A 24597-nucleotide genomic window follows, 5' to 3' on the forward strand; every position below is an offset into this window, starting at 1 on the left:
AATGAATCAGAAACAACTCGGGGCTGAAGAACAGCCCCGGTTACTTAACAGTTTGCTGGAAGCATCAACCTACGCGGTAGTTTGGCGCTTCCTTGGTGATCTGCACGTCGTGGACATGGGATTCAGCCATGCCGGCGCCGGTGATCCGTACGAACTCTGGCTTGGTGCGCATTTCTTCGATGTCGGCGCTGCCGGTGTAGCCCATCGAGGAACGCAGGCCGCCCATCAGTTGATGGATGATCGCGCTCAGGGTGCCTTTGTACGGCACACGGCCTTCGATGCCTTCCGGGACGAGCTTCTCGGCGCCTGCCGAGGAGTCCTGGAAGTAGCGGTCGGAAGAACCTTGCGCCTGGGACATGGCGCCCAGCGAACCCATGCCGCGGTAAGCCTTGTAGGAACGGCCCTGGAACAGTTCGATCTCGCCTGGTGCTTCTTCAGTACCGGCGAACATCGAGCCCATCATCACGCAGGAAGCACCGGCTACGATGGCCTTGGACAGGTCACCAGAGAAACGGATACCGCCATCGGCGATCAACGGAACGCCCGTGCCTTCAAGGGCAGCGGCGACGTTGGCGATGGCGCTGATTTGCGGCACGCCCACACCGGCAACGATACGGGTGGTGCAGATCGAGCCAGGGCCGATACCGACCTTGACCGCATCCGCGCCCGCTTCGGCCAGGGCCTTGGCGGCAGCGCCGGTGGCGATGTTGCCGCCGATCACTTGCACGTCAGGGAAGTTCTGTTTGACCCAACGCACGCGGTCGATCACGCCTTTGGAGTGACCGTGGGCGGTGTCGACCACCACCACGTCAACACCGGCAGCGACCAGGGCCGAAACGCGGTCGCCGGTGTCTTTACCGGTGCCGACTGCCGCGCCAACACGCAGACGACCTTGGTCATCCTTGCTGGCCAGCGGGTAAGCCTTGGCTTTTTCGATGTCGTTGACGGTCATCATGCCTTTGAGGGCGAATTTGTCGTCGACGATCAGCACGCGCTCGATGCGGTGCTTGTGCAGCAGTTCGCGCACATCGTTCTTGTCGGCGCCTTCCTTGACAGTGACCAGACGCTCTTTGGGCGTCATCACTTCACGGACGGTAACTTCAAGACGGTTCTCGAAACGCACGTCACGGGAAGTGACGATGCCGACCAGGTCGCCATCGTGCAGCACCGGAACGCCGGAGATGTTGTGCAGGCGGGTCAGGTCGAACAGGTCACGCACGGTGGCGTCGGCTTCGATGGTGATCGGATCTTTCACCACACCGGCTTCGTAACGCTTGACCTTGCGCACTTCGGCAGCTTGCTGCTCGATGGTCATGTTCTTGTGGATGATGCCGATGCCGCCTTCCTGAGCCATGGCGATGGCCAGACGGGCTTCAGTAACGGTGTCCATGGCAGCGGAAACAAGGGGAATATTCAGCTCGATGCCACGGGTTAGGCGGGTCTTGAGACTGACTTCGTTAGGAAGCACCTCGGAATAACCGGGCACTAGGAGAATGTCGTCGAATGTCAGAGCTTCTTGGCTGATACGCAGCATCGCGGGGGCTCCCGAGCGGGAAAATGGAAGCGCGCCATTATATACATGCACCCTGCCGGGCTCAATGTAAAACTCTGACAAACTTGGGAATACTGATAGATGGGTTACAACTCGACTTTGACCCAACTCATCTTCTGGTCCAGCCAATCGGCGAATTCGTCGATAAAACTCTGCTTGAACCCGGCCTCAGCCCAGTTGTTGAAGATGAATCCCAGGTTGGAAAACCCGCATTCCTGTAGGAACAGGAACCCGTTGATGTCGTCTTCATGCCCACACAGCGGGCAGGTGAAGTTGTCGGTGTGGCCGGGCATCCAGTCTTCGAGGCTTTCGAACAGGGCTTCGCCAACTTCCTTGCGGCATTCCGGGCAGCCGGCTTCTTCGAGAAAGCCCTTGGCCGGTGTGTAGATGCAGCGCTTGTAGATGATCTCCAGGCCGTTGATCGGCTCGTTGAACGGCAGCGCCTCGGGGTACAACACCACGGCGCGGGCGCCATCGGCCAGGGCATAGCCCATGCGGTTGCCGGTGCGGCCGCAAGTGGTGAGTTCTTCCTTGATGATGTTCTTGCGCACCAGCCAACGCACGATTGCCCGGGCGCGGGGTTCGTGGACGGGCAAGGTGGAGATTTTCGGGACAAGGATGCTTTGGGAGTTCATGAGAGTCCTGCGGTGTGGCGTCTGACGCCTTCGCGGGCAAGCCCGCTCCCACAGGTGACCGCATTCCTACAGGAGAAATGCGGTCGAATGTGGGAGCGGGCTTGCTCGCGAAGAGGCCCTGAAGGCTGGCAGCTTAATCCCTGAAGAAATCAGGTCAAGTGCTCAAGTAACGCCCAATCAACGCAATCCCACTGGCCAGCACCAACCAGGTCACCAACCTTACAAACGCCTCACGCGACATGCGCATCGTCAGCCTGCGCCCACACCACAGCCCGAGCGCCATCGCCGGCAACAGGCACACTGCCAACATCAACAGCGGCCAATCCGCATACACCCCGGCGATCAGAAACAGGCTCAGGCGCACCACCGTGCTGCAACTGATCAACGCACTCTGGGTAGCGCGCGCCGCATCCTTGGGCAGGCGGCTGTTCAGATAGATCGCATAGAGAAAGCCGCCACTGCCAAACAATGCGCCGAATAAACCACCGACAGTGCCCATGGGAACCGACCAACCCGCCGCCATCTGCGCCGGCCGCGCCTTGACCGCCAGGCTGTAGAGGGCGTAGGCACTGATGAACAAGCCCATCAACAGCAGCAACAAATCCGAATGCAGGTTGAGCAAAAACACCACGCCCAGTGTGCAGCCGATCGCCATGCACGGCAGCAACCTCAGCAGCTCGGGCTTGTTCACATCGCGCCGCGATTGCAGCAGGTTGCCAAAGGCCGCGACAAAATCCAGCAACACCAGCAACGGGATGATTTTTGACAGCGGCATGAACAGGATCAGCAGCGGTCCCGCCACCAACGCGGTGCCAAAGCCCGCGACTCCGAACACGATGTAGGCCACGACGATGCCCAATCCGATCACCAGCCAATCCACACCGCCAAACGACCATTGGCTCATCAGCTCAACCGGGGTCATGGGTTATTCCTTATTAGAGATAGCCATCACTTTAGCCATCGGCGAGGGTTGCGACTAATATCTTCAAAGCCATCCACCTATCTCGAAAAGGCATGACGCGTGATTTCCACCCGCCATCTGCGTTACTTCGTCGAAATCGCCGACAGCGGCAGCTTCAGCGCCGCCGCCGAGCGCCTGTTTGTGGCGCAGTCCGCCTTGAGCCGACAGATCAAGGAGCTGGAAACCCAGCTGCAAACGCCCCTGTTCGAACGGACGGCACGCCAACCACGACTCACCGCCGCGGGCGAAGCCTTCTACCCGCGAGCACGCAACCTGCTGAGCGAACTGCTCAAGGCCAGCGAAATAGCGACACAAGTGGGCAATGGCGAACTGGGCACGCTGCGCCTGAGCCATTCAAGCACCGTGCCGATGAGCGGGCCATTGCTGCAAGGCATCAGCACCTGGCTGGAACGCTGCCCAGGGGTGTCGATGGACATCGTCAAACTGTCCTCCGAAGCGCAGTTGGAAGAAATCGCCGACGGTCGCCTGGAGGTCGGGCTGTTGCGCCTACCGGTGTTGCGCCAGCGCGAGGGCGTGCGAGTCGTGCCTTTATATCGCGAGCAACTGTTGCTGGCGGTGCCGCCGAATCATGGGCTGGCGCGCAGCAATGCGCCTGTCGAACTGGCGCAATTGAAGGACGAAGCGTTTATCTCGATCCCCCATCCCCAGCGTGGCGGCTTGAGTTATCTGTCAGCCGAGCTGTGCATGCGTGCAGGATTTTTCCCCAAGGCCGCGCGGGTGATGTCGCGCAAGACCACCCAGTTGCAGTTGATCCAGGCCGGCTTCGGTATTGCCTTGTTACCAAAATCCATGCAGGACATCGCCCCTGCCACTGTGCACTTTTTGCCCCTGGCCGACCCGGACTGCCTCAGCACCGTGGCCCTGGCCTACGCGCAGAAGCCGAGTGCGCTGGTGGAGCAATTCTGCCAAACCTTGCACGAATGCCTATAAACTGCCGCCATGATTAAAGATCCTTTTGCCCGTCTGGGCCTGGACCGCGAAGTCCTGACTGTCAGCCAACTCAACGGTCGCGCGCGGGTGTTGCTGGAAGACGTGTTCACCAATATCTGGGTCGAAGGCGAGATCTCCAACCTCGCCCGCCCGGCCTCCGGCCATGTGTATTTCACCCTCAAGGACAGCGGCGCCCAGGTGCGTTGCGCGCTGTTTCGCAACAACGCCGCGCGGGTGCGGCAGGCGCTGAAAGATGGCCTGGCGGTGAAGGTGCGCGGCAAAGTCTCTTTGTTTGAGGGCCGGGGTGATTACCAGCTGATCCTCGATACCGTGGAGCCGGCCGGTGATGGGGCATTGCGCCTAGCGTTCGACGCGCTGAAGGAAAAGCTCAGCGCCGAAGGCCTGTTCAGCGCTGAACGCAAAGTGCCACTGCCGGCGCACCCTCGGCGCATCGGCATTATCAGTTCGCCGACTGGCGCGGTGATTCGCGACATCATCAGTGTGTTCCGTCGCCGTGCGCCAAACATTGAACTGACCCTCATCCCCACCGCCGTGCAAGGCCGCGAAGCCATCCCACAGATTGTGCGCGCACTGAAACTGGCGGATGCACGCGGCTTCGATGCGCTGATCCTGGCCCGTGGCGGCGGTTCGCTGGAGGACCTCTGGTGCTTCAACGAAGAAGCCGTGGCCCGTGCGGTCGATGCGTGCGTCACGCCAATCGTCAGCGCCGTCGGGCATGAGACCGATGTGTCCATCAGCGACTTCGTGGCCGACGTGCGCGCCCCTACGCCCTCCGCCGCAGCCGAATTGCTCGCGCCGGACGCCAGTCATCTGGTGCGTCAGGTTGAAAACCTGCATCGCCGCTTGGTGATGCTGATGCGCAATCGCCTGAGCCATGACCGCCTGCGCCTGGAAGGCATGGCGCGACGTCTGCGTCATCCTGGCGAACGCCTGCGCCAGCAAGCCCAGCGCCTGGACGACCTGGACATGCGCCTGCGCCGCGCCTTCGAACGTAGCCTCAATACCCGCCGCGAGCGCCTGATCCGCCTGGAAACCCGCCTCGCCGGCCAACACCCCGGTCGCCAACTGGCCCTCTTGCGCCAACGCCTGGACAGCCTCGCTGAACGGCTGCCCCGCGCCATGCGCGAAGGCCTCAAGGCGCGGCGCCTGCAACTGCAAAGCCAGATGCAGACGCTGCACGTGGTCAGCCCATTGGCGACCCTGGGCCGTGGCTACAGCATCTTGCTGGACGAGCGCGGCCAGGCCATTCGCAACGCCGCGCAGACCCACACCGGCCAGCGCCTCACCGCGCGTCTCGGTGAGGGCCAATTGCAAGTGCGGGTGGAAGACAACCACCTGACACCCGTCACCCTTTCGTTATTGGATTGATTGATGCCACGTCTCTTTAGTGTGTTGATGCTGCTGTGCCTTGCCTTTAATGCCCATGCCGATAGCTACATCACCCGCACCTTGAACAAGCCGGTGCCGGGCGGCGTTGCCGTGGTCGAACTGGGCCCTTCCGCCGCCGCGCCCAAGGCCACGTACCTGGGCAAGCCAGTGCTGGTGGTGAAGGAAGCGGACAACTGGCTGGCGATTGTTGGCATCCCGTTGACGGTCAAGCCCGGCAACGAACGCATAAGCAGCGGCGGGCGCAACCTGCCGTTTATCGTTGGCTACAAGAAGTACCCGGAACAGCGCATCACCCTGAAAAACAAAAGCCAGGTAAACCCCGATCCGGCACAGCTGAAACGCATCGAGGCGGAGCTGGCGGTGCAGATCAAGGCTTACCGCAGTTTCAGCCCGAACCTGCCGAGCAACCTGGTGTTGGACAAACCGGTAAACGGGCCGCTGTCGAGCAAGTTCGGCGTACGACGTTTCTTCAACGGTGAAGAGCGCAATCCCCACTCGGGCCTGGACTTTGCCGTGCCGGCCGGTACGCCGATCAAGACGCCGGCCAACGGCAAAGTGATTCTGGTGGGCAACTACTTCTTCAACGGCAATACCGTGTTCGTCGACCACGGCCAGGGCTTTATCAGCATGTTCTGCCACATGTCGAAGATCGATGTGAAAGTCGGTGACCAGCTCACGCGTGGCGCGGTGGTGGGTAAAGTCGGCGCCACGGGCCGCGCGACCGGGCCGCACATGCACTGGAACGTCAGCCTGAACGACGCACGGGTCGACCCGGCGATCTTTATCGGCGCATTCCAACCCTGAAACGCTCGATTGCGCGCCTGATAATGGGTGCGCAATTAAAGCAAGCCCTCGACACATCTTTAGGCACAAAATCTCGTTTCCTACGTAGATAGCAGAACTTCTCTCAATTTTTCGCGACTGCTTGCCATCTTTCACCCCGACGGTTAGGGTTGGGCTTATGAAAACCTCTCACACCCTCATTCAGCTCCGCCAGCACCGCAGCCTGTGCCTTGTCAGCGCACGACTGCCAGGCTGAATCGATCTGCCTCGTCTTTACGTTTTATCCCCAAAAACAGTTCTACGGCAGGCCGCCTTTTCTCGGCCCCTACAACAAAGGAATTCCCGATGAGCATGCTCAAAGACCCGTCTTCGAAGTACCGCGCGTTCCCGACCATCGACATCCCGGACCGCACCTGGCCGTCGAAGACCATCACCGAAGCGCCGATCTGGTGCAGCTCCGACCTGCGTGATGGCAACCAGTCGCTGATCGAGCCGATGGACGCGGTGAAAAAGCTGCGTTTCTGGAAGACCCTGGTTGCCGTCGGCGTGAAGGAAATCGAAGCGTCGTTCCCTGCCGCCTCGCAAACCGACTTCGACTTCGTACGTACCCTGATCGAAGACAACCATATCCCCGAGGACACCACCATCCAGGTGCTGACCCAGGGCCGTGAAGACTTGATCGCGCGCACCTTCGAATCCCTGCGCGGCGCCAAGAAGGCCATCGTGCACTTGTACAACGCCACCTCGCCGTCTTTCCGCCGTATCGTGTTCAACCAGGACAAGGACGGCATCAAGGCCATCGCGGTCAACGCCGCCAAGCTGTTCGTCAAATACGCCGCCCAGCAGCCGGAAACCCAGTGGACCTTCGAATACTCCCCGGAGACCTTCAGTGCCACTGAGCTGGAGTTCGCCAAGGAAGTCTGTGATGCGGTGATCGAGGTGTGGAACCCGACGCCTGAGCACAAGATGATCCTCAACCTGCCGGCCACCGTGGAATGCGCCACGCCGAACATCTATGCCGACCAGATCGAGTGGTTCGGTCGCCATATCAACCGTCGTGACAGCGTGATCATCAGCCTGCACACCCACAACGACCGTGGCACTGGCGTAGCCGCCACCGAGCTGGGCCTGATGGCCGGTGCCGACCGTGTCGAAGGCTGCCTGTTCGGCAACGGCGAGCGTACCGGCAACGTCGACCTCGTCACCGTGGCCCTGAACATGTACACCCAGGGCCTCGACCCGCAGCTGGACTTCTCCGACATCGACGGCGTGCGCAAGGTCGTCGAGGAATGCAACCAGATCCAGGTGCACCCACGTCACCCGTATGTGGGTGACCTGGTGCACACCGCGTTCTCCGGCTCTCACCAAGACGCCATCCGCAAGGGCTTCAGCCAGCAGAAAGACGACGCACTGTGGGAAGTACCGTACTTGCCGATTGACCCGGCCGACATCGGCCGCAGCTACGAGGCGGTGATTCGCGTGAACAGCCAGTCGGGCAAAGGCGGCATCGCCTACCTGCTGGAGCAGGAATACGACATCAGCTTGCCGCGTCGCATGCAGATCGAGTTCAGCCAAGTGGTACAGGCCGAAACCGACCGCGTGGGCCTGGAGATGACTGCACCGCAGATCTACGCCTTGCTGCAGCGTGAATACCTGCAAGCCAACACCCCGTACGCGCTGGTCAGCCATCGCCTGCAGGAAGAAAACGGCAATAGCTTTGTCGAGGTGGAAGTCTCGGGCAAGGGCCAGGGCGAAACCAACCTGCACTGGAAAGGCAAAGGCAACGGCGCGCTGGAAGCGCTGGTGGCAGGCCTGCCGATTGGTGTGGAGATCATGGACTACAACGAACATGCGATTGGTGCAGGCACCAACGCCAAGGCAGCGGCCTACATCGAGCTGCGTGTGAACGGTGAGCGTCCGGTGCATGGTGTGGGGATTGATGAAAACATCACCACGGCCAGCTTCAAGGCGCTGTTCAGTGCATTGAACCGGTCGTTGAGCCAGTTGGAAGCGAAAGCGGCGTAAACCTGATCGCTGCAATTTAAAAAGCCCCTGAGTTAAAACTCAGGGGCTTTTTTATTAACGATTAAAAATCATGCGAACTATTTTTCAACGGACTTAACGCCTACCTGCTTACCTACTCCTGACATAAATTCTCACGGTATGGGTGGAACGTTGAACTTAGCCACAACCACCCAATAAGCGCTCGCAAGGTGAGGAGTACCCTGCACTAATCTCCAAGGGATTGTACTTGCAATAAGCATTGGGGAATCACATGAAACATAGCCATCACTGCGTAAACACCCTGCTAGAAATCTTTTTGATTGACCCACAAAAAGATGACCATACTGAGGGCGCTCGCTCATGATTACGATCGTTCCTTCTCATTCAGTCAATAATCCTTTTTCCGCACGCGCATCTGCACCACCACCAAGCGCTCAACAACTAAGGCAAAGCGAATGGTCAACGGAAAATAAAGAAAACCTCGCACCTGCAAGCAATAGCGCGGCTGAAGGCCTGGGTATAAAAAAAGGGCACACTAAGCTGGCGACATTCATCTACGAAAAGATGTACACCTCGAAATCGGAAAACGATGATTTTTCAAAAACAATAGCTAAAGAGTATGGTGGCAAGGTAATCACTGCCCCAATGAAGACGATTGATCGCGCACTGACCAAAATAAGTAATGACTACGGTGGCGACATGGGCAAAATCAAAGACCTCACCCGTACGACAGTTATTATCAATAGCGATAAAGTAGACAATGTCGTTTCCGACTTGGAGAAAAAAGGCGGTATCAATATAAAAAAGATTGATGGAAATGTGGACCCACTCGGTTACAGCGGCATCAACGCCACCTATAAATCATCGGTTGGCGGCAATTGTGAAATGCAAGTCATCACGCCTGCGATGATCTTCGGAAAGATGAATGCAAGTACCGCCAAATCCATGCTTGGGGAGGACTACTGCAGGCGGCTGGAAGAGACGTCCGGGCAAAAGGGCGGTTTGGGACACAAATTTTATGAGCAATACCGAACACTTGATCCCAGCAGCTCAGAAGCCAAGGACATCGCCCAGCAAAGCAAGAACTACTACGCGGCGATTCGAGGCAGCGAACTTGCCCTTTAAAAGCTAACTCTCCTGATACCTCGTCTGGAAGGTCGAGGTATCAGTAGCCAGGATGGCCCCCATCAATCCAAGTGAAACGTGTCGGCATCCAAATTGGCTGGAAACCGCATGCGGTAATCCGCCAATTCCCTGGCCTCCAGGCTCACCTGAAACACCCCATCCGCCTCCCCCGCACTCAGCAGGGTCTCACCCTGGAAGTCCAGCACCTGGCTATCCCCGGTGTAGGCAAAGCCCTTCCCATCCGTGCCCACCCGATTCACTGCCGCCACATAGCACAGGTTTTCAATAGCCCGCGCCGGCAGCAACCGGTTCCAGTGTGAACGCCGCGCACCCGGCCAATTGGCGGTGTACAGCAGCAGGTCGGTGTCCTGGGCATCGCGACTCCACACCGGGAAACGCAGGTCGTAGCAAATCAACGGGCGAATACGCCAGCCCTTCAATTCGAACTGCACCTGGCGCTCGCCCGGCGTGTAGTGATTGTGTTCACCGGCCATGCGGAACAGGTGGCGCTTATCGTAGTGCAGCACCTCGCCATCCGGACGCGCCCACAGCAGGCGGTTGCGGTGGCTGCCATCGGCGGCCTGGATGATCACACTGCCGGTAATCACCGCGTTGTACTTCGCCGCCTGGGCCTGGAGCCAATGATGGGTCGGGCCGTTTTCAGGCTCTGCAAGGGCTTGCGACTCCATCGAGAAGCCGGTGGTGAACATCTCCGGCAACACAATCAAATCGGCGCCTTTGGCTTGCTCCAACAGCAGTTCGAAATGCTCGAGGTTGGCCTGGCGGTCATGCCAGGCCAGGCTGGTCTGGACCAGGGCGATGTTCAGGTTCGGCAGTGCACTCAGATCACGCATAGTTTTTCCGCCGCTTGGCGCAGCGTTTCCTCGCGTTTGGCAAAGCACAGGCGCACCAGGCGCTGGCCTTGGGGCGGGGTCTGGTAGAACACCGAGACCGGAATGGTGGCCACGCCGTGTTCGCGGGTCATCCACAGGGACATGGCGACGTCATCCAGGTCCGGGCGGATCTGTGAGTAATCCACCAGTTGGAAGTAGGTACCGGTCACTCGGGTAAAGCTGAAACGGGACGGTGCCAGCAGATCGCAGAACAGGTCACGCTTGGCCTGGTAGAAGGCCGGCAGCTCGTCGACATGCTCCGGGTGTTCAGCCATGAAGTCGGCCAGCGCGTATTGCAGTGGGGTCACACCGCAAAAGTTGACGTATTGGTGCACCTTACGCAGTTCGGCGGTGAGGGCTGGCGGTGCGACGACGTAGCCGGTTTTCCAGCCAGTGACGTGATAGGTCTTGCCGAACGAGCTGACCACAAACGCACGCTGGTAGAGCTCTTCATGGGCCAACACGCTGACATGGGCCACGCCGTCAAAGACCAAATGTTCGTAGACTTCATCGCTGACCAGGTAGATATCGCGATCACGGATCAGTTCGGCCAATTGGTCCAGCTCGGCGCGGCTGATCAAGGCACCTGTCGGGTTGTGCGGGGTATTGAGAATGATCATGCGCGTGCGCGGTGACAGCGCCGCCTTGATCCTCTCGAAGTCGAGGGCAAAGCCGTCCAGGGTCAGTTGCACATGCACACAGCGACCGCCCGCCAGCTCCACCGAAGGCTCATAGCTGTCGTAGCTGGGGTCGAACACGATGACTTCATCGCCCGTGCGAATCACCGCCTGGATTGCGCAGAAGATCGCTTCGGTGGCGCCAGGGGTGATGGTCACCTCGCTGTCGGCATTGACCGTTGCGCCGTAACTGCGGGCGATCTTGGCGGCCACTTGCTGACGCAGCACCGGCAGGCCGGTCATTGGCGCATATTGGTTATGCCCGCGGGCGATGTGCTTGCCCACCGCGTCGAGCAAAGCCTGGGGGCCATTGAAGTCCGGGAAGCCCTGGGACAGGTTGAGCGCGCCGGTTTCAGCAGCGAGTTGCGACATGGTGGTGAAAATGGTCGTGCCGACATTCGGCAGCTTACTGGTGATCATCGAAAGGCCCCTGCAGGTGAGCCCCAAGTTTTAAGCTGCCAACTGCACCGGGTCAAGGCACAAACCACCGCGCACAAAAAAGGGCTCCAAAGGAGCCCTCTCTCACAACTCGAAGCTGCCGTTATTTCTTGTCACGGCGCTTCTTGTCGGCCTTCTTGTGGTGAGTCATCAAACGACGCTTCTTGTTCACCTGACGGTCAGTCAGTGTGTTCTTGTTGCCTTCGTATGGGTTCTCACCACCCTTGAACTCGATACGGATCGGCGTACCGACCAGTTTCAAGACACGGCGGTAGGTGTTTTCCAGGTAACGCACATAGGACTTCGGCACCTTCTCGATCTGGTTACCGTGGATCACGATAATCGGCGGGTTGGCACCACCCAAGTGGGCGTAACGCAGTTTGATCCGGCGGTTGTTGACCATCGGCGGCGCGTGCTCGCCAACGGCGTCTTCCAGGATCTGGGTGAGACGGTTGGTCGGCCAGCGGGTGACCGCGGATTTGAACGAGTTCTGTACGGACGCGTAGAGGTTGCCCACGCCGGTGCCGTGCAGTGCCGAGATAAAGTGGATATCGGCGAACTCGACGAAGAACAGGCGACGTTGCAGCTCGATCTTGACGAAATCGCGCTCGCTTGGCGTCATGCCGTCCCACTTGTTGATCGCGATCACTAGGGCCCGACCGGCCTCCAGGGCAAAGCCCAGCAGGTTGAGGTCGTGGTCCACCACGCCTTCGCGGGCGTCCATCACGAAGATCACCACGTTGGCGTCTTTGATCGCCTGCAGGGTTTTCACCACCGAGAACTTTTCAACTTCCTCGTGAATCTTGCCGCGCTTGCGCACACCGGCGGTGTCGATCAGCGTGTACTTTTCCTCGTTGCGTTCGAACGGGATGTAGATGCTGTCGCGGGTGGTGCCGGGTTGGTCGTAGACGATTACCCGGTCTTCACCGAGCATGCGGTTGACCAGCGTCGACTTGCCGACGTTAGGGCGGCCGATGATGGCGATCTTGATACCGTCTTTTTCGCTCGGGCCAGGAATGCGCTTGGCTTCCTCACCTTCGGCAACGATTTCCTCTTCGCCCTCTTCTTCCTCGACATCATCCTTAGGGAAATCGCGCAGGGCAATTTCCAGCATCTGGGTGATACCGCGACCGTGGGCACCGGCGACCGGAATCGCATCGCCCAGGCCCATCGGGCTGAATTCGGCACGGGCCGCTTCAGGATCGATGTTGTCGATCTTGTTCGCGACCAGATAGGAACGCTTGTTGCGCTTGCGCAGGTGCTCGCCAATCATTTGGTCAGCAGCGGTGTAGCCCGCACGGGCGTCCACCAGGAACAAAACGACATCGGCTTCTTCAATGGCCAGCAGCGACTGCTCGGCCATCTTTTCGTCCATGCCATGCTCGTCACCGGAGATACCACCGGTGTCGACAATAATGTAGGAGCGCCCTTGCCACTTTGCCTCACCGTATTGGCGATCACGGGTCAGACCGGACAAGTCGCCGACGATGGCGTCGCGAGTCCTGGTCAGGCGGTTGAACAAGGTGGACTTGCCGACGTTAGGTCGGCCCACCAGGGCGATTACGGGAACCATGCGGCTCTCCACTTCGTTATTTCAGAAAATACAAAAGCCGCTGCAGGGCAGCGGCTGGTGCTCGGGGCAGCATAATCAAATGCCGCATGCCCCGCCGAAGCGGGGCCGCCTGGGTGTTACCCCAAGCATAGTTCTTACTTGATGGTCAGGGCTTCCAGCTTGCCGCTGTTGCCAAACACATAAAGCATGTTACCCACGACCAGCGGACGCGCACGCAGGCCGTCGCTGTCGATACGCTCGCGACCTACGAAGCGACCGTCCACTTGGCTCAGCAGGTGCAGGTAGCCTTCGAAGTCACCGACTGCGACGTAGCTGGAGAACACTTCCGGTGCCGACAGTTGACGGCGAGCCAGGGAGTCGTTGCTCCACAGCGCGGTAGTAGAGCGTTCGTCGACACTTTCAACGGTGCCGGACGCCAGGCTTACATAGACGCTGCCAAACCCTTGGGCGACACCGGCGTAGCTGGAAGCATCACGCTGCCAGTTCACACGGCCGCTCTGCAGGTCCAGTGCCGCAACACGGCCCTGGTAGGTAGCGACGTAGAGGGTTTCACCGGACAGCAGCAGGCCGCCGTCGATGTCCACTACACGGTCCAGCTCGGAACGACCTTGCGGGATGGCCACACGGGTTTCCCAGGCCGGCACGCCGTTCTGGGTATCCAGGGCGACCACTTTACCGGTCGACAGACCTGCAACGGCCAGATTGTTGGTCACAATCGGACCACTGGTACCGCGCAAGGTCAGCACCGCTGGAGTGCTGTCATACAACCAACGCTGTTCGCCGGTGCTGGCGTCGAGGCCGATTACACGATCGTCCTGGGTTTGCACCACGACGATATCGCCGTTGGTAGCAGGCGGTGCGAGGACTTCACTGGTCACGCGAGCGCGCCATTTCTCTTCACCGGTGCTGGAATCCAGGGCCACGACTTCGCCTTTCAGCGTGCCGAGCATCACCATGCCGTAACCCACGCCGACGGCGCCGGAGACTGGCAACTCGAGGTCTTTCTTCCACTTCACGTCACCGTTCATGCGATCCATGGAGATCACAACGCCGGTCACGTCAGCGGCCACAATGTTGTCACCGTCGATTGCCGGCACCAACATGTTGTAGGTTTCGCCCTGACCGTCACCGATGGAGCGGCTCCACTGCTTTTGCAGGACCACTTCTTCCTTGAAGCTGGTCAGCTCGGCCGGAGGCAGTTCTTTTTTACTGTTGCTGCTGCAACCCGCGGCCAGAACGGCCAGAGCCAGCAATGCTGCATGTTTCCAACGGATCACGTCACGCATCCCCTTTGGCCAAGTCGTCCAGCTTGATTTGTAAGCCACCGACCGCTGCTTCATCAGACAGCGCCGCCTTGGCTTTTTGGTACGCAGCATTGGCTTCGTCGGTACGACCCAATTGGACCAACAGGTCGCCCTTGAGCTCTTCGCGAGTGGCTACAAATGCCTTGTCAGCATCGCCGTCGAGCAGTTTGAGTGCTTCGTCAGCCTTGTTCTGTGCCGCCAGTACCTGAGCCAGGCGCTGACGTGCGATTTCACCCAGGGTCGGGTTGGTCGGTTTGTCGGCGATAGCCTTCAGCTCTGCAGCAGCGTCGTCCAGCTTGCCGGTGTCGACCGCGACTTTCGCGACGAACAGGCTGCCGTATTGGGCGTAGGTGCTACCGCCGAATTCGTTCTTCAGCTTGCCGGCCAGGTCTGCAACCTGCGCAGGATCGGGCTTACCGTCCGGCGTCAGGGTGGTTTCCAGCAATTGCTGATAGAGGATCGAGGCGCCTTGGGACTGGTTGGCCTGATACTTGGTCCAGGCTTGCCAGCCGAACACCACCACTAAAGCCAGCAGACCGCCAGTAACCAGGGGCTTGCCATTACGCTGCCACCAGTCCTTGAACTCGGCCAGTTGATCATCATCAGAACTCGACACCCCAATACTCCTTAATCGCTAAATTCGGCTGTTCGACAGCTTCAACCCTGCACAACGCAGGTGGCCAAGTGCGCAGCGAGCGCATCAAAGGCAATGTTCTGTTGCTCGCCCTGGCCACGCAGGGGTTTGAAACCTATCACTTGCTGGGCCAGTTCGTCTTCGCCGAGGATCAGCGCATACAGCGCACCGCTCTTGTCGGCCTTCTTGAATTGGCTCTTGAAGCTGCCGGCACCGGCATTGACCTGCAGGCGCAGGTTTGGCAGTTGGTCGCGGACCTTTTCGCTCAGGGCCAGGGCAGCCAGTTCGGCGGCCTCGCCAAAGGCGCAGAGGTACACGTCCACCTGACGGGCGATCTCTTCCGGGACCTGCTCCAGGGTTTCCAGCAGCAGTATCAGCCGCTCGATGCCCATGGCGAAGCCCACGCCGGTGGTCGGCTTGCCGCCCATCTGCTCGACCAGGCCGTCGTAACGGCCACCGGCACACACGGTGCCCTGGGCGCCGAGTTTGTCGGTGACCCATTCGAATACGGTCTTGCTGTAGTAGTCGAGGCCGCGTACCAGCTTGGTGTTGATCACGAACGGAATACCGGCCGCTTCCAGACGAGCCTTGAGGCCCTCGAAGTGGATACGGGACTCGTCGTCCAGGTAATCAGCCATTTTCGGCGCGTTGACCAGCACGGCCTGGGTGTCGGCGTTCTTGGTATCGAGGACGCGCAACGGGTTGGTCTTCAGACGGCGCTGGCTGTCTTCGTCCAACTTGTCCAGGTGGGCGGACAGGTACTCGACCAGGGCCACTTTGTAGCGACCACGGGATTCGCTGGTGCCCAGGCTGTTGAGTTCAAGCTTGACCGCGTCGCGGATGCCCAACAGGCCCCACAGGCGCCAGGTCAGCACGATCAGCTCGGCGTCGATATCCGGGCCGTCGATGTTGAACACTTCCAGGCCGATCTGGTGAAACTGGCGATAACGGCCTTTCTGTGGACGTTCGTGACGGAACATCGGGCCGATGTACCACAACTTCTGCGGCTGGCCGGCACCGGTGAGGCCATGCTCAAGCACAGCGCGAACGCAGGCGGCAGTGCCTTCCGGACGCAGGGTCAGGGAGTCGCCGTTGCGGTCTTCAAAGGTGTACATCTCTTTTTCGACGATGTCGGTCACTTCACCGATGGAGCGCTTGAACAGCTCGGTGAACTCGACGATCGGCATGCGGATCTGCTTGTAACCGTAGTTATCCAGCAGACGCGCGACAGTGCCCTCGAAATAGCGCCACAGCGGCGTCTGTTCCGGCAGGATGTCGTTCATGCCACGAATGGCTTGCAGAGACTTGCTCACATCAAATCCTTAAATTCGTTCAATCAGCCGCGCGCGATCAGCGCTGCGTCAGCCGCGACCTTTTCGGCCGCTTTCTCGCGGATCAGCTTTTCCAGCTCATCCACCAGATTGTCATTCGTCAACTTCTGCGACGGCTTGCCGTCGATGTAGATCAGGTTCGGCGTACCACCGGTCAGGCCCACATGGGCCTCTTTGGCCTCACCCGGCCCGTTGACCACACAGCCGATCACCGCAACATCCAGCGGCACCAACAGGTCTTCAAGGCGCAATTCCAGATCGTTCATGGTTTTCACCACGTCGAAGTTCTGCCGCGAGCAGCTCGGGCAGGCAATGAAATTGATGCCACGGGAACGCAAACGCAGGGATTTGAGAATGTCGTAACCGACTTTCACTTCCTCTACAGGGTCTGCTGCCAGCGAGATGCGGATGGTATCGCCAATCCCTTCGGCGAGCAGCATACCGAGACCCACCGCAGATTTCACTGTGCCTGAGCGTAAACCGCCTGCTTCAGTGATACCCAGGTGCAGCGGCTGCACGATTTCCTTGGCCAACAGGCGGTAGGCTTCTACCGCCATGAACACGTCGGAGGCCTTTACGCTGACCTTGAAGTCCTGGAAATTCAGGCGTTCAAGGTGTTCAACGTGGCGCAGCGCCGATTCAACCAGCGCCGCCGGAGTCGGTTCGCCGTATTTCTTTTGCAGGTCTTTTTCCAGGGAACCGGCGTTGACGCCGATACGGATTGGAATACCACGGTCGCGGGCAGCATCAACCACTGCACGCACACGGTCTTCACGACCGATGTTGCCCGGGTTGATACGCAGGCAGTCCACACCCAGTTCGGCCACGCGCAAAGCGATCTTGTAGTCGAAGTGAATGTCGGCAACCAATGGCACCTTGACCAGTTGCTTGATGCGGCCAAAAGCTTCGGCAGCGTCCATGTCTGGCACGGAGACGCGCACGATGTCCACGCCCGCAGCTTCCAGACGATTGATCTGGGCAACGGTGGCGGCCACGTCATTGGTGTCGCTGTTGGTCATGCTTTGTACCGCGATGGGGGCATCGCCACCCACCGGCACCGAGCCGACCCAGATCTTGCGCGATACGCGACGTTTGATTGGAGATTCGCCGTGCATGACTATTGTCCCAACTTCAGGCGAGCAGTCTCGCCACTGGTGAACGGCGCCACGTCCACAGGCTGGCCGTTGTAGGCCACTTGCGCGCCACGGGCAAAGCCCAGACGCAGCGTCAAAGGAGGCTTGCCGCCCTGGTCGAGCGTATCTCCCTTACGCTTCAGCCCACTGAACAGCACTTTGCCGTTGCCATCGGTGACTTGCGTCCAGCAGTCAGCGACGAAGGTAATCTGTACACGGCCATCACCGGCGATCAACGCAGGGGTGGTGGGCGGGGAAATCGCAGGGGCTGTCGGCGTAGTTGTCGGCGTCTGCACGGGGGCGGCCGGGGTATGGGCCTGAGCAACCGGGGCAGCCGGAGTGTGGGCTGGCGCAGTTGGCGTCGCAGGTGCCGGTACAGCAGCGGTCGCGGCTGGCGCGGTTTCCGGTGCTGGCTGCTCGGTGGCAACCGGCGCTTCAGGTGCAGCCTGGCTTTCAGCAACCGCCTGGTCTTCAGGCTCATCCAGCGGATGAATCTGAGTGGTGCCGTCGGCGCTTTCGACCTCAACGTGCTCCATGGCGTTGCTGGTCAGGTCCTTGGTGCGCTGGGAGGTCTGGTCTTGCCACCAGACAAAACCGCCACCAATGACCGCGATCAGCAGCAACAGGCTGACAATGCGCAAAATCGTGTGGGAAACCCGCACTGGCTCTTCGATGCGCCCCAGGCCGTGGACATTGCTGCCCTGGGAGTCGGTGCCGGTGAATTGGTCGAACTCCTGGACCAGTATGGCCTGGTCGATCCCCAGCAATTTGGCGTAGGCGCGGATATAGCCGCGGGCAAAGGTGTGCCCAGGCAGCTTATCGAACGCGCCAGCTTCCAGGTTGCCCAGGGACGTCGTGGTCAAATTGAGCTTGAGGGCCACTTCCGCCAGCGACCAACCATTGCTTTCGCGGGCCTGACGCAAGGTGTCGCCTGGGTTTACGCGATTAGCTGCTACAACTTCCGGGTGCGCCGCTTTCATCATTGCTCCGACAGGTATTGCTGATATTCCGGCGTACCGGGATAGAGTCGTTCGAGTTGCTGGCCAAAACGTGCGGCCGTGTCGCGTTCTTCATGAACCGTCGCCAGGCGCACACCGAGCAATAGACTACGTGCATTTTGCCCGCTGAGCAGGCTAAAACGCTCGTAATAGTCACGTGCCGGCACATAATGCCTGTCATCAAAGGATAACTCAGCCATTTCGAGCAACGCCCGAGGCTGGCGACCGTTCAAATGCAGGGCTTTTTCCAGTTGCTGGCGGGCGCTGTCACGCTGACCGAGGCGCATCGAGGTCACCCCAAGGTTCTCGAACACCCGCGAACGCTCAGGATAGAGGGTATCGGCGCTGGCTTGCTGGAAATAAAGGGCGGCCTGGTCATATCGTTTCTGCTCGAACAGAAAGCTGCCGTAATTGTTCAGCAGCCGCGGGTCGGCAGGACGGGAGGCCAGGGCCTTGTGGAAATACTGTTCGGCCAGTTCAGGCTCGGCCTGGGCCTGGAACACCAGGGCCAGTGCGCCATTGGCGTCGGCATCGTCGCTGTCCAGCTCCAGGGCCTTCTTCAACGGCACCTTGGCTTGCTCGCTCATGCCTTGTTGCAGGTAACCCAAGCCCAGTTGCACATAGGCAACCCGCGCCTCGTCACGGCCTTTACCAGTTTGCAAAGGGCTCTCATGGCCCGATGAAACACAACCGGCCGCAAGACCGGTAACAAGCAAAAGCAGCGCAAGGCGCAAGGGCATAGAGATCCTCTCTCAGATTCGATTCACAGCAATCAGCGGCAGATCGTCGGCGGCGTTCAACTCACGCCCGGCGATATACCGTTCGCTGCGGCGGGTACGGTCCATCACCTGCCCGACCAATTGGCCACAGGCGGCATCGATGTCTTCACCACGGGTGGTGCGGACGGTGACGTTGTAGCCGGCCTGGTGCAGTTGATCCTGGAAACGGCGGATAGCGTTGTTGCTCGGCCGCTCGTAGCCAGAATGTGGAAACGGGTTAAACGGAATCAGGTTGATCTTGCACGGGGTGTTCTTGAGCAACTCGATCATCTCGATCGCGTGTTCGACCTTGTCGTTGATGTCCTTGAGCATGGTGTACTCAATGGTCAACACGCGTTTTTCGCCCAAGGTCGCCATGTAACGCTGGCAAGATTCGAGCAGCATCTTAAGCGGATACTTCTTGTTGATTGGCACCAATTGGTTACGCAATGCGTCATTCGGTGCATGCAGCGACAACGCCAGGGAGACGTCGATGTGCTTGGCCAGCTCATCGATCATCGGCACCACGCCGGAGGTCGACAGGGTTACACGGCGCTTGGAGATGCCGTAGCCCAGGTCGTCCATCATCAGGTGCATGGCCGCAATGACGTTGTCGAAGTTCAGCAGCGGCTCACCCATGCCCATCATCACCACGTTGGTGATGGCACGGTCGACGGTCGCCGGGACGCTGCCAAAGGATTTGTTGGCAATCCACACCTGGCCGATCACTTCGGCGGCGGTGAGGTTGCTATTGAAGCCTTGCTTGCCGGTGGAGCAGAAACTGCAGTCCAGGGCACAGCCTGCCTGGGACGAAACGCACAAGGTGCCGCGCTTGCCCTGGGGAATGTACACGGTCTCGACGCAGCTGCCGGACGCCACGCGCACCACCCATTTACGGGTGCCATCGGTGGAGATGTCCTCGCTGACGACTTCGGGACCACGCACTTCAGCAATGGCCTTGAGCTTGTCGCGCAGGGCCTTGCTGACGTTCGTCATGGCGTCGAAATCATCGACACCAAAGTGGTGAATCCATTTCATTACCTGACCGGCACGGAAACGCTTCTCCCCGATTGAGTCGAAGAATTTCTCCATTTCCGGCTGAGTCAGACCCAGCAGGTTGGTTTTAACAGTCGATGTAGTCATGGATTCACCCTCACTCTTTAAGCCGATGCTTAGCGAGCGGTTACTTCAGTAGCAGCGAAAAAGTACGAGATTTCGCGAGCAGCGGCAGCTTCGGAGTCCGAGCCGTGTACAGCGTTGGCGTCGATGGATTCAGCGAAGTCAGCACGGATGGTGCCAGCAGCCGCTTCTTTAGGGTTGGTAGCGCCCATCAGCTCACGGTTCAGAGCAATAGCGTTTTCGCCTTCCAGAACCTGAACAACAACAGGACCGGAGATCATGAAGGCAACCAGGTCGCCGAAGAAACCACGAGCGCTGTGCTCAGCGTAGAAGCCTTCAGCTTCAGCCTTGGACAGTTGCTTGAGTTTCGAAGCTACAACCTTCAGGCCGGCTTTTTCGAAACGAGTGGTGATCTCGCCGATGACGTTTTTTGCAACAGCGTCAGGCTTGATGATGGAGAAAGTACGTTGAACAGCCATGGTGTAACTCCAGAAACGGTAATTTACGAAAAATTAAACCCGCGAATTATACGCGGGTTATTGGGTATTGCCTAACTGCGTAAAGGGAGGCGTCAGTCCTGTTCTTCTTTCCAGGCAGTCTGGATAGCTTCCAGAACCTTCTCACCGCCGCGATCACGCTCATCTTCGAACCCCGGCAACGCCATGACCATGTCACGCAAAGCTACAAAGTTCAGGGAGTAAGGATCCAGATCCTGGTTGGCATCCGCCAACAGGATAGCGATCTCTTGCACATCAACCCATTTAAGACTCATGACACTTCCTTGAATCAATGCGGCGCTTCGGCGGCGTGGTTGAGGGAATATTTCGGAATTTCGACAGTGATGTCTTCCGTGCCGACCTTTGCCTGACAGCTTAGACGCGAAGTCGCCTCCAGGCCCCATGCGCGGTCGAGAAAGTCCTCTTCCAGCTCATCAGCCTCTTCAAGGCTGTTGAAGCCCTCGCGGATGACGCAGTGGCACGTGGTGCAAGCGCACACACCGCCGCAGGCACTTTCGATCTCGATGTGGTTGTCATGGGCAACTTCGAGGATGGACTTGCCGGTCTCAGCCTCCACGACCATACCGTCCGGGCAATGCTCGGCGTGTGGCAGAAAAATGACCTGCGGCATTAATTATTCCTCGATTTCATTCAGGTTGCGTCCCGCCAGGGCGGCTTTGACCGTCTGGTCCATACGACGGGCGGCAAAAGCATCGGTCACTTGCGACAGACGCTTGGTCTGTTGCTCGATGGCATAACCATCGTCGCCTTTCATCAGTTCGGCCAGTTCCTGCATCTGCAGGTCAATGACCATGCGCTCTTCGGCATCCAACAGGCGCTCGCCGTCAGCATCCAGGGCGCCCTGCACCGCTTCGAGCAGGCGCTGGGCGTCGACTTGCTGCTCACGCAATACACGGGCGACCTTGTCGTCACCGGCATATTGGAACGAGTCTTTGAGCATCTTGGCGATTTCACCGTCGGTGAGACCATAGGACGGCTTGACCTGGATGCTCGCCTCAACGCCTGAACCCAGCTCACGCGCGGCCACATTCAACAGGCCGTCGGCGTCGACCTGGAAGGTCACGCGGATCTTCGCCGCACCCGCGACCATCGCCGGGATACCGCGCAGTTCAAAACGCGCCAGGGAGCGGCAGTCGCTGATCAGCTCGCGCTCACCTTGCAGCACGTGGATCATCATGGCCGTCTGGCCATCTTTGTACGTGGTGAAGTCCTGGGCGCGGGCGACGGGGATGGTGGTGTTGCGTGGAATCACCTTCTCCATCAAGCCGCCCATGGTTTCCAGCCCCAAGGACAGCGGAATCACGTCGAGCAGCAGCAATTCGCCGCCATCGCGCTTGTTGCCGGCCAGGGTATCGGCCTGGATCGCAGCGCCAATGGCGACCACTTGATCCGGGTCGATTTCAGTCAGCGGCTGGCGACCGAAGGCTTCGGCGACGGCTTCACGCACGCGCGGCACACGGGTGGAGCCACCGACCATGACCACGGCGCCGACGTCTTCCAGCTCGATACCGGAGTCACGCACGGCACGGCGGCAAGCTTTCAGGCTGCGGGCAACCATCGGTTCGATCAACGCATCAAAGGCTTCGCGCGTCAGTTGGGCCGACCAGGTGCCGTAGGAAACTTCAACGGATGCGGCGTCAGTCAGCGCTTCTTTGGCGGCGCAGGCGGTTTGCAGCAGATTGCGCTGCGCGCCGGGGTCCAGGTCGGCGGACAGACCGGCACTGGTGATGATCCAGCCAGCGATAGCGTGGTCGAAGTCATCGCCGCCCAGGGCGCTGTCGCCACCGGTGGCCAGCACTTCGAAGACGCCGCCGGTCAGGCGCAGGATCGAAATATCAAAGGTGCCGCCGCCGAGGTCGTAAATAGCGACCAGACCTTCTGCGTGCTGGTCGAGGCCATAAGCCACGGCCGCCGCAGTCGGTTCGTTGAGCAGGCGCAGCACGTTCAGGCCGGCGAGTTTCGCCGCATCCTTGGTGGCTTGGCGCTGCGCGTCATCGAAATAAGCCGGAACGGTGATCACCGCACCAACCAGTTCGCCACCCAGGGTTTTTTCCGCGCGCTGACGCAGTACCTTGAGGATATCAGCCGACACTTCCACCGGGCTTTTCGGGCCCTGGATCGTGTCGATGAACGGCATGTGGGATTCACCGCCGACAAAGCGATACGGCAGCTGGTCGCCCAATTGCTTGACGTCGGACAGACCACGACCCATCAAGCGCTTGACCGACAACACGGTATTCAGAGGATCGGTAGACGCCGCCAACTTGGCCGATTCACCGACTTCAGTGCGATCAGCGTGGTAGCGCACGGCAGACGGCAGGATCACCTGCCCGTCAGCGTCGGGCAACGGCTCGGAGAGGCCGCTGCGCAAGGCAGCAACCAGGGAATTGGTGGTGCCCAGGTCAATCCCGACCGCCAGGCGACGCTGGTGCGGTTGAGGGCTTTGGCCGGGTTCGGCGATTTGCAGTAGGGCCATGGTAATCAGGTCTTATCTGTCTATCAGGCGTGCATCACGGGCAGCACACTGGGTTAATCGTCGAGGCGCTCTTCTAGCTGGCGCACTTCGTAGGTGAGCTTGTCGAGAAACTGCATGCGCCGCATCAGGCGTTCGGCCTGTTCACGTTGCGCTGCATCATCCCAACAGGCTGCGAAGCTTTCGTTGAGCTCATCCTGGGCCGTTTTCAGACGACGCTTGAAGACCGCGACGCCAGCAAGATCGGCTTCGTCCTGCAAGTCTTCAAGTTCTTCGCGCCACTGCATCTGCTGCATCAGGAAGTCGGGATCGTGAACCGTGACTTCCAGCGGCAACTCTCCACCGTTCATCGCGAGCAGATAACGCGCGCGCTTGGGCGGACTTTTCAGGGTCTGATAGGCCTCGTTGAGGCTGGCCGACTTCTCCAGAGCAACGCGCTGCTCGCGCTCGGAGGCGTCAGCGAAGCGGTCCGGATGCACCCCACGCGCCAATTCTCGGTAGCGCGTGGCAAGCTGCTCAAGGTCCAGGCGAAAACTCGGCTGCAGCTCGAATAAAGCGAAATGACAAGGAGTACCCACGAATAGCCTCAGATGTTGAAGCTTTCGCCGCAGCCACATTCACCGCGCACGTTGGGGTTGTTGAACTTGAAGCCTTCGTTCAACCCTTCCTTGACGAAATCGAGTTCGGTGCCGTCCAGGTAGGTCAGGCTTTTAGGGTCGATGATCACTTTCTCGCCGTGACTTTCGAACACCTGGTCTTCCGCCACCACCTCGTCGACAAACTCCAGCACGTAGGCAAGGCCGGAGCAGCCTGTGGTGCGAACACCCAAGCGAATCCCCTCACCTTTACCGCGCCCATTCAGGGAGCGGCGAATGTGCTGTGCAGCCGCTTCTGTCATGCTGATAGCCATCGTTGACTCCTTACTCGTCGCCAAATGCTTAGATCAAGCCTTTCTTCTGCTTGTAGTCGCGAACGGCCGCCTTGATGGCGTCTTCTGCGAGTACCGAGCAGTGGATTTTCACTGGCGGCAGGGCCAGTTCTTCGGCCAGCTGGGTGTTGCTGATGGTGACAGCCTCATCCAGGGTCTTGCCTTTCATCCATTCGGTCGCCAGGGAGCTGGAGGCGATGGCCGAACCGCAGCCGTAGGTCTTGAACTTGGCGTCTTCGATAACGCCAGCGTCGTTGACCTTGATCTGCAGGCGCATCACATCGCCGCACGCCGGGGCGCCGACCATGCCGGTGCCGACATCTGGGTCTTCCGCGTCCATCTTGCCGACGTTACGCGGGTTTTCGTAGTGGTCGATGACCTTTTCGCTGTAAGCCATGG

Annotated in this window: 25 protein-coding genes; 5 read left to right on the forward strand and 20 right to left on the reverse strand. The window is 59.5% G+C overall.

Going from position 1 to position 24597, the window contains the following annotated elements; genetic code table 11:
- Positions 1 to 64: 64 nt before the first annotated feature.
- The 3 genes from guaB to ACP7EW_RS08250 all read right to left on the reverse strand — a co-directional run bounded on the left by guaB (position 65) and on the right by ACP7EW_RS08250 (position 3109).
- Entirely contained in the window at positions 65 to 1534 is a 1470-nt protein-coding gene (gene guaB, locus ACP7EW_RS08240; protein ID WP_016977684.1) for an IMP dehydrogenase, read from the reverse strand.
- 104 nt (positions 1535 to 1638) lie between these two features.
- A complete protein-coding gene (locus tag ACP7EW_RS08245) occupies positions 1639 to 2187 on the reverse strand; it encodes a hypothetical protein (RefSeq protein ID WP_021492272.1) in 549 nt (182 codons plus the stop codon).
- A 154-nt stretch (positions 2188 to 2341) separates the two neighbouring features.
- On the reverse strand, positions 2342 to 3109 hold the full coding sequence (locus ACP7EW_RS08250) for a sulfite exporter TauE/SafE family protein (RefSeq protein WP_426216326.1): 768 nt from the start codon (positions 3107 to 3109) through the stop codon (positions 2342 to 2344).
- A 99-nt stretch (positions 3110 to 3208) separates the two neighbouring features.
- On the opposite strand from ACP7EW_RS08250, the gene ACP7EW_RS08255 reads away from it, so the two are divergent.
- The 5 genes from ACP7EW_RS08255 (at position 3209) to ACP7EW_RS08275 (ending at position 9421) form a co-directional block, all read left to right on the forward strand.
- Entirely contained in the window at positions 3209 to 4099 is an 891-nt protein-coding gene (locus ACP7EW_RS08255) for a LysR family transcriptional regulator (protein WP_426216328.1), read from the forward strand.
- 9 nt (positions 4100 to 4108) lie between these two features.
- Positions 4109 to 5488: an exodeoxyribonuclease VII large subunit gene (xseA, locus tag ACP7EW_RS08260; protein ID WP_033898617.1), complete on the forward strand. Its 1380-nt coding sequence runs from the start codon at positions 4109 to 4111 to the stop codon at positions 5486 to 5488.
- A 3-nt stretch (positions 5489 to 5491) separates the two neighbouring features.
- Positions 5492 to 6313: a M23 family metallopeptidase gene (locus ACP7EW_RS08265; protein WP_061433992.1), complete on the forward strand. Its 822-nt coding sequence runs from the start codon at positions 5492 to 5494 to the stop codon at positions 6311 to 6313.
- A 324-nt stretch (positions 6314 to 6637) separates the two neighbouring features.
- On the forward strand, positions 6638 to 8317 hold the full coding sequence (gene leuA / locus ACP7EW_RS08270) for a 2-isopropylmalate synthase (RefSeq protein ID WP_269131947.1): 1680 nt from the start codon (positions 6638 to 6640) through the stop codon (positions 8315 to 8317).
- Between the two features lie 339 nt (positions 8318 to 8656).
- A complete protein-coding gene (locus tag ACP7EW_RS08275; RefSeq protein WP_426216331.1) occupies positions 8657 to 9421 on the forward strand; it encodes a hypothetical protein in 765 nt (254 codons plus the stop codon).
- Positions 9422 to 9483: 62 nt separating this feature from the next.
- On the opposite strand, the gene ACP7EW_RS08280 is transcribed toward ACP7EW_RS08275, so the two are convergent.
- The 17 genes from ACP7EW_RS08280 to iscU form a co-directional block, all read right to left on the reverse strand.
- Positions 9484 to 10275: an amidohydrolase gene (locus ACP7EW_RS08280; RefSeq protein WP_426216333.1), complete on the reverse strand. Its 792-nt coding sequence runs from the start codon at positions 10273 to 10275 to the stop codon at positions 9484 to 9486.
- Complete coding sequence (locus tag ACP7EW_RS08285; protein ID WP_426216335.1) at positions 10263 to 11411, reverse strand: pyridoxal phosphate-dependent aminotransferase; 1149 nt, start codon at positions 11409 to 11411, stop codon at positions 10263 to 10265. Before ACP7EW_RS08285 ends, ACP7EW_RS08280 begins: the two co-directional genes overlap by 13 nt.
- A gap of 121 nt (positions 11412 to 11532) precedes the next feature.
- Positions 11533 to 13002, reverse strand: coding sequence for a ribosome biogenesis GTPase Der (gene der, locus ACP7EW_RS08290; RefSeq protein WP_016977675.1), 1470 nt, complete (start codon positions 13000 to 13002; stop codon positions 11533 to 11535).
- A gap of 134 nt (positions 13003 to 13136) precedes the next feature.
- On the reverse strand, positions 13137 to 14288 hold the full coding sequence (gene bamB, locus ACP7EW_RS08295) for an outer membrane protein assembly factor BamB (protein WP_033898622.1): 1152 nt from the start codon (positions 14286 to 14288) through the stop codon (positions 13137 to 13139).
- Positions 14281 to 14922 carry a YfgM family protein gene (locus tag ACP7EW_RS08300; protein ID WP_016977673.1) on the reverse strand — a complete coding sequence of 214 codons (642 nt, stop codon included), beginning with the start codon at positions 14920 to 14922 and terminating at the stop codon, positions 14281 to 14283. Before ACP7EW_RS08300 ends, bamB begins: the two co-directional genes overlap by 8 nt.
- A gap of 41 nt (positions 14923 to 14963) precedes the next feature.
- Positions 14964 to 16253 (reverse strand): histidine--tRNA ligase, encoded by a 1290-nt coding sequence (hisS, locus tag ACP7EW_RS08305; protein ID WP_038848797.1) that lies wholly within the window; start codon positions 16251 to 16253, stop codon positions 14964 to 14966.
- A 23-nt stretch (positions 16254 to 16276) separates the two neighbouring features.
- On the reverse strand, positions 16277 to 17386 hold the full coding sequence (gene ispG / locus ACP7EW_RS08310) for a flavodoxin-dependent (E)-4-hydroxy-3-methylbut-2-enyl-diphosphate synthase (protein WP_003175952.1): 1110 nt from the start codon (positions 17384 to 17386) through the stop codon (positions 16277 to 16279).
- A gap of 2 nt (positions 17387 to 17388) precedes the next feature.
- Positions 17389 to 18384, reverse strand: a complete 996-nt coding sequence (locus ACP7EW_RS08315; RefSeq protein WP_061433995.1) for a RodZ domain-containing protein — start codon at positions 18382 to 18384, stop codon at positions 17389 to 17391.
- Positions 18384 to 19142, reverse strand: a complete 759-nt coding sequence (gene pilW, locus ACP7EW_RS08320; RefSeq protein WP_033898625.1) for a type IV pilus biogenesis/stability protein PilW — start codon at positions 19140 to 19142, stop codon at positions 18384 to 18386. Before pilW ends, ACP7EW_RS08315 begins: the two co-directional genes overlap by 1 nt.
- A 12-nt stretch (positions 19143 to 19154) precedes the next feature.
- Entirely contained in the window at positions 19155 to 20303 is a 1149-nt protein-coding gene (rlmN, locus tag ACP7EW_RS08325) for a 23S rRNA (adenine(2503)-C(2))-methyltransferase RlmN (protein ID WP_033898629.1), read from the reverse strand.
- A gap of 29 nt (positions 20304 to 20332) precedes the next feature.
- Positions 20333 to 20758 (reverse strand): nucleoside-diphosphate kinase, encoded by a 426-nt coding sequence (gene ndk, locus ACP7EW_RS08330; RefSeq protein ID WP_003175956.1) that lies wholly within the window; start codon positions 20756 to 20758, stop codon positions 20333 to 20335.
- Between the two features lie 92 nt (positions 20759 to 20850).
- Entirely contained in the window at positions 20851 to 21051 is a 201-nt protein-coding gene (iscX, locus tag ACP7EW_RS08335; RefSeq protein WP_426216338.1) for a Fe-S cluster assembly protein IscX, read from the reverse strand.
- 14 nt (positions 21052 to 21065) lie between these two features.
- Entirely contained in the window at positions 21066 to 21407 is a 342-nt protein-coding gene (fdx, locus tag ACP7EW_RS08340; protein ID WP_015885743.1) for an ISC system 2Fe-2S type ferredoxin, read from the reverse strand.
- Between the two features lie 3 nt (positions 21408 to 21410).
- Positions 21411 to 23273 (reverse strand): Fe-S protein assembly chaperone HscA, encoded by a 1863-nt coding sequence (hscA, locus tag ACP7EW_RS08345; RefSeq protein ID WP_426216340.1) that lies wholly within the window; start codon positions 23271 to 23273, stop codon positions 21411 to 21413.
- Between the two features lie 53 nt (positions 23274 to 23326).
- The gene (gene hscB / locus ACP7EW_RS08350) at positions 23327 to 23848 is read right to left on the reverse strand and encodes a co-chaperone HscB (protein ID WP_426216342.1); all 522 of its coding nucleotides are present in this window, start codon (positions 23846 to 23848) and stop codon (positions 23327 to 23329) included.
- 8 nt (positions 23849 to 23856) lie between these two features.
- Complete coding sequence (gene iscA / locus ACP7EW_RS08355) at positions 23857 to 24180, reverse strand: iron-sulfur cluster assembly protein IscA (protein ID WP_003175963.1); 324 nt, start codon at positions 24178 to 24180, stop codon at positions 23857 to 23859.
- 28 nt (positions 24181 to 24208) lie between these two features.
- Positions 24209 to 24595 (reverse strand): Fe-S cluster assembly scaffold IscU, encoded by a 387-nt coding sequence (gene iscU / locus ACP7EW_RS08360; protein ID WP_028617851.1) that lies wholly within the window; start codon positions 24593 to 24595, stop codon positions 24209 to 24211.
- Positions 24596 to 24597 lie beyond the last annotated feature (2 nt).

Source organism: Pseudomonas sp. DWRC2-2 (assembly GCF_049897885.1).
Taxonomy (GTDB): domain Bacteria; phylum Pseudomonadota; class Gammaproteobacteria; order Pseudomonadales; family Pseudomonadaceae; genus Aquipseudomonas; species Aquipseudomonas azotoformans_A.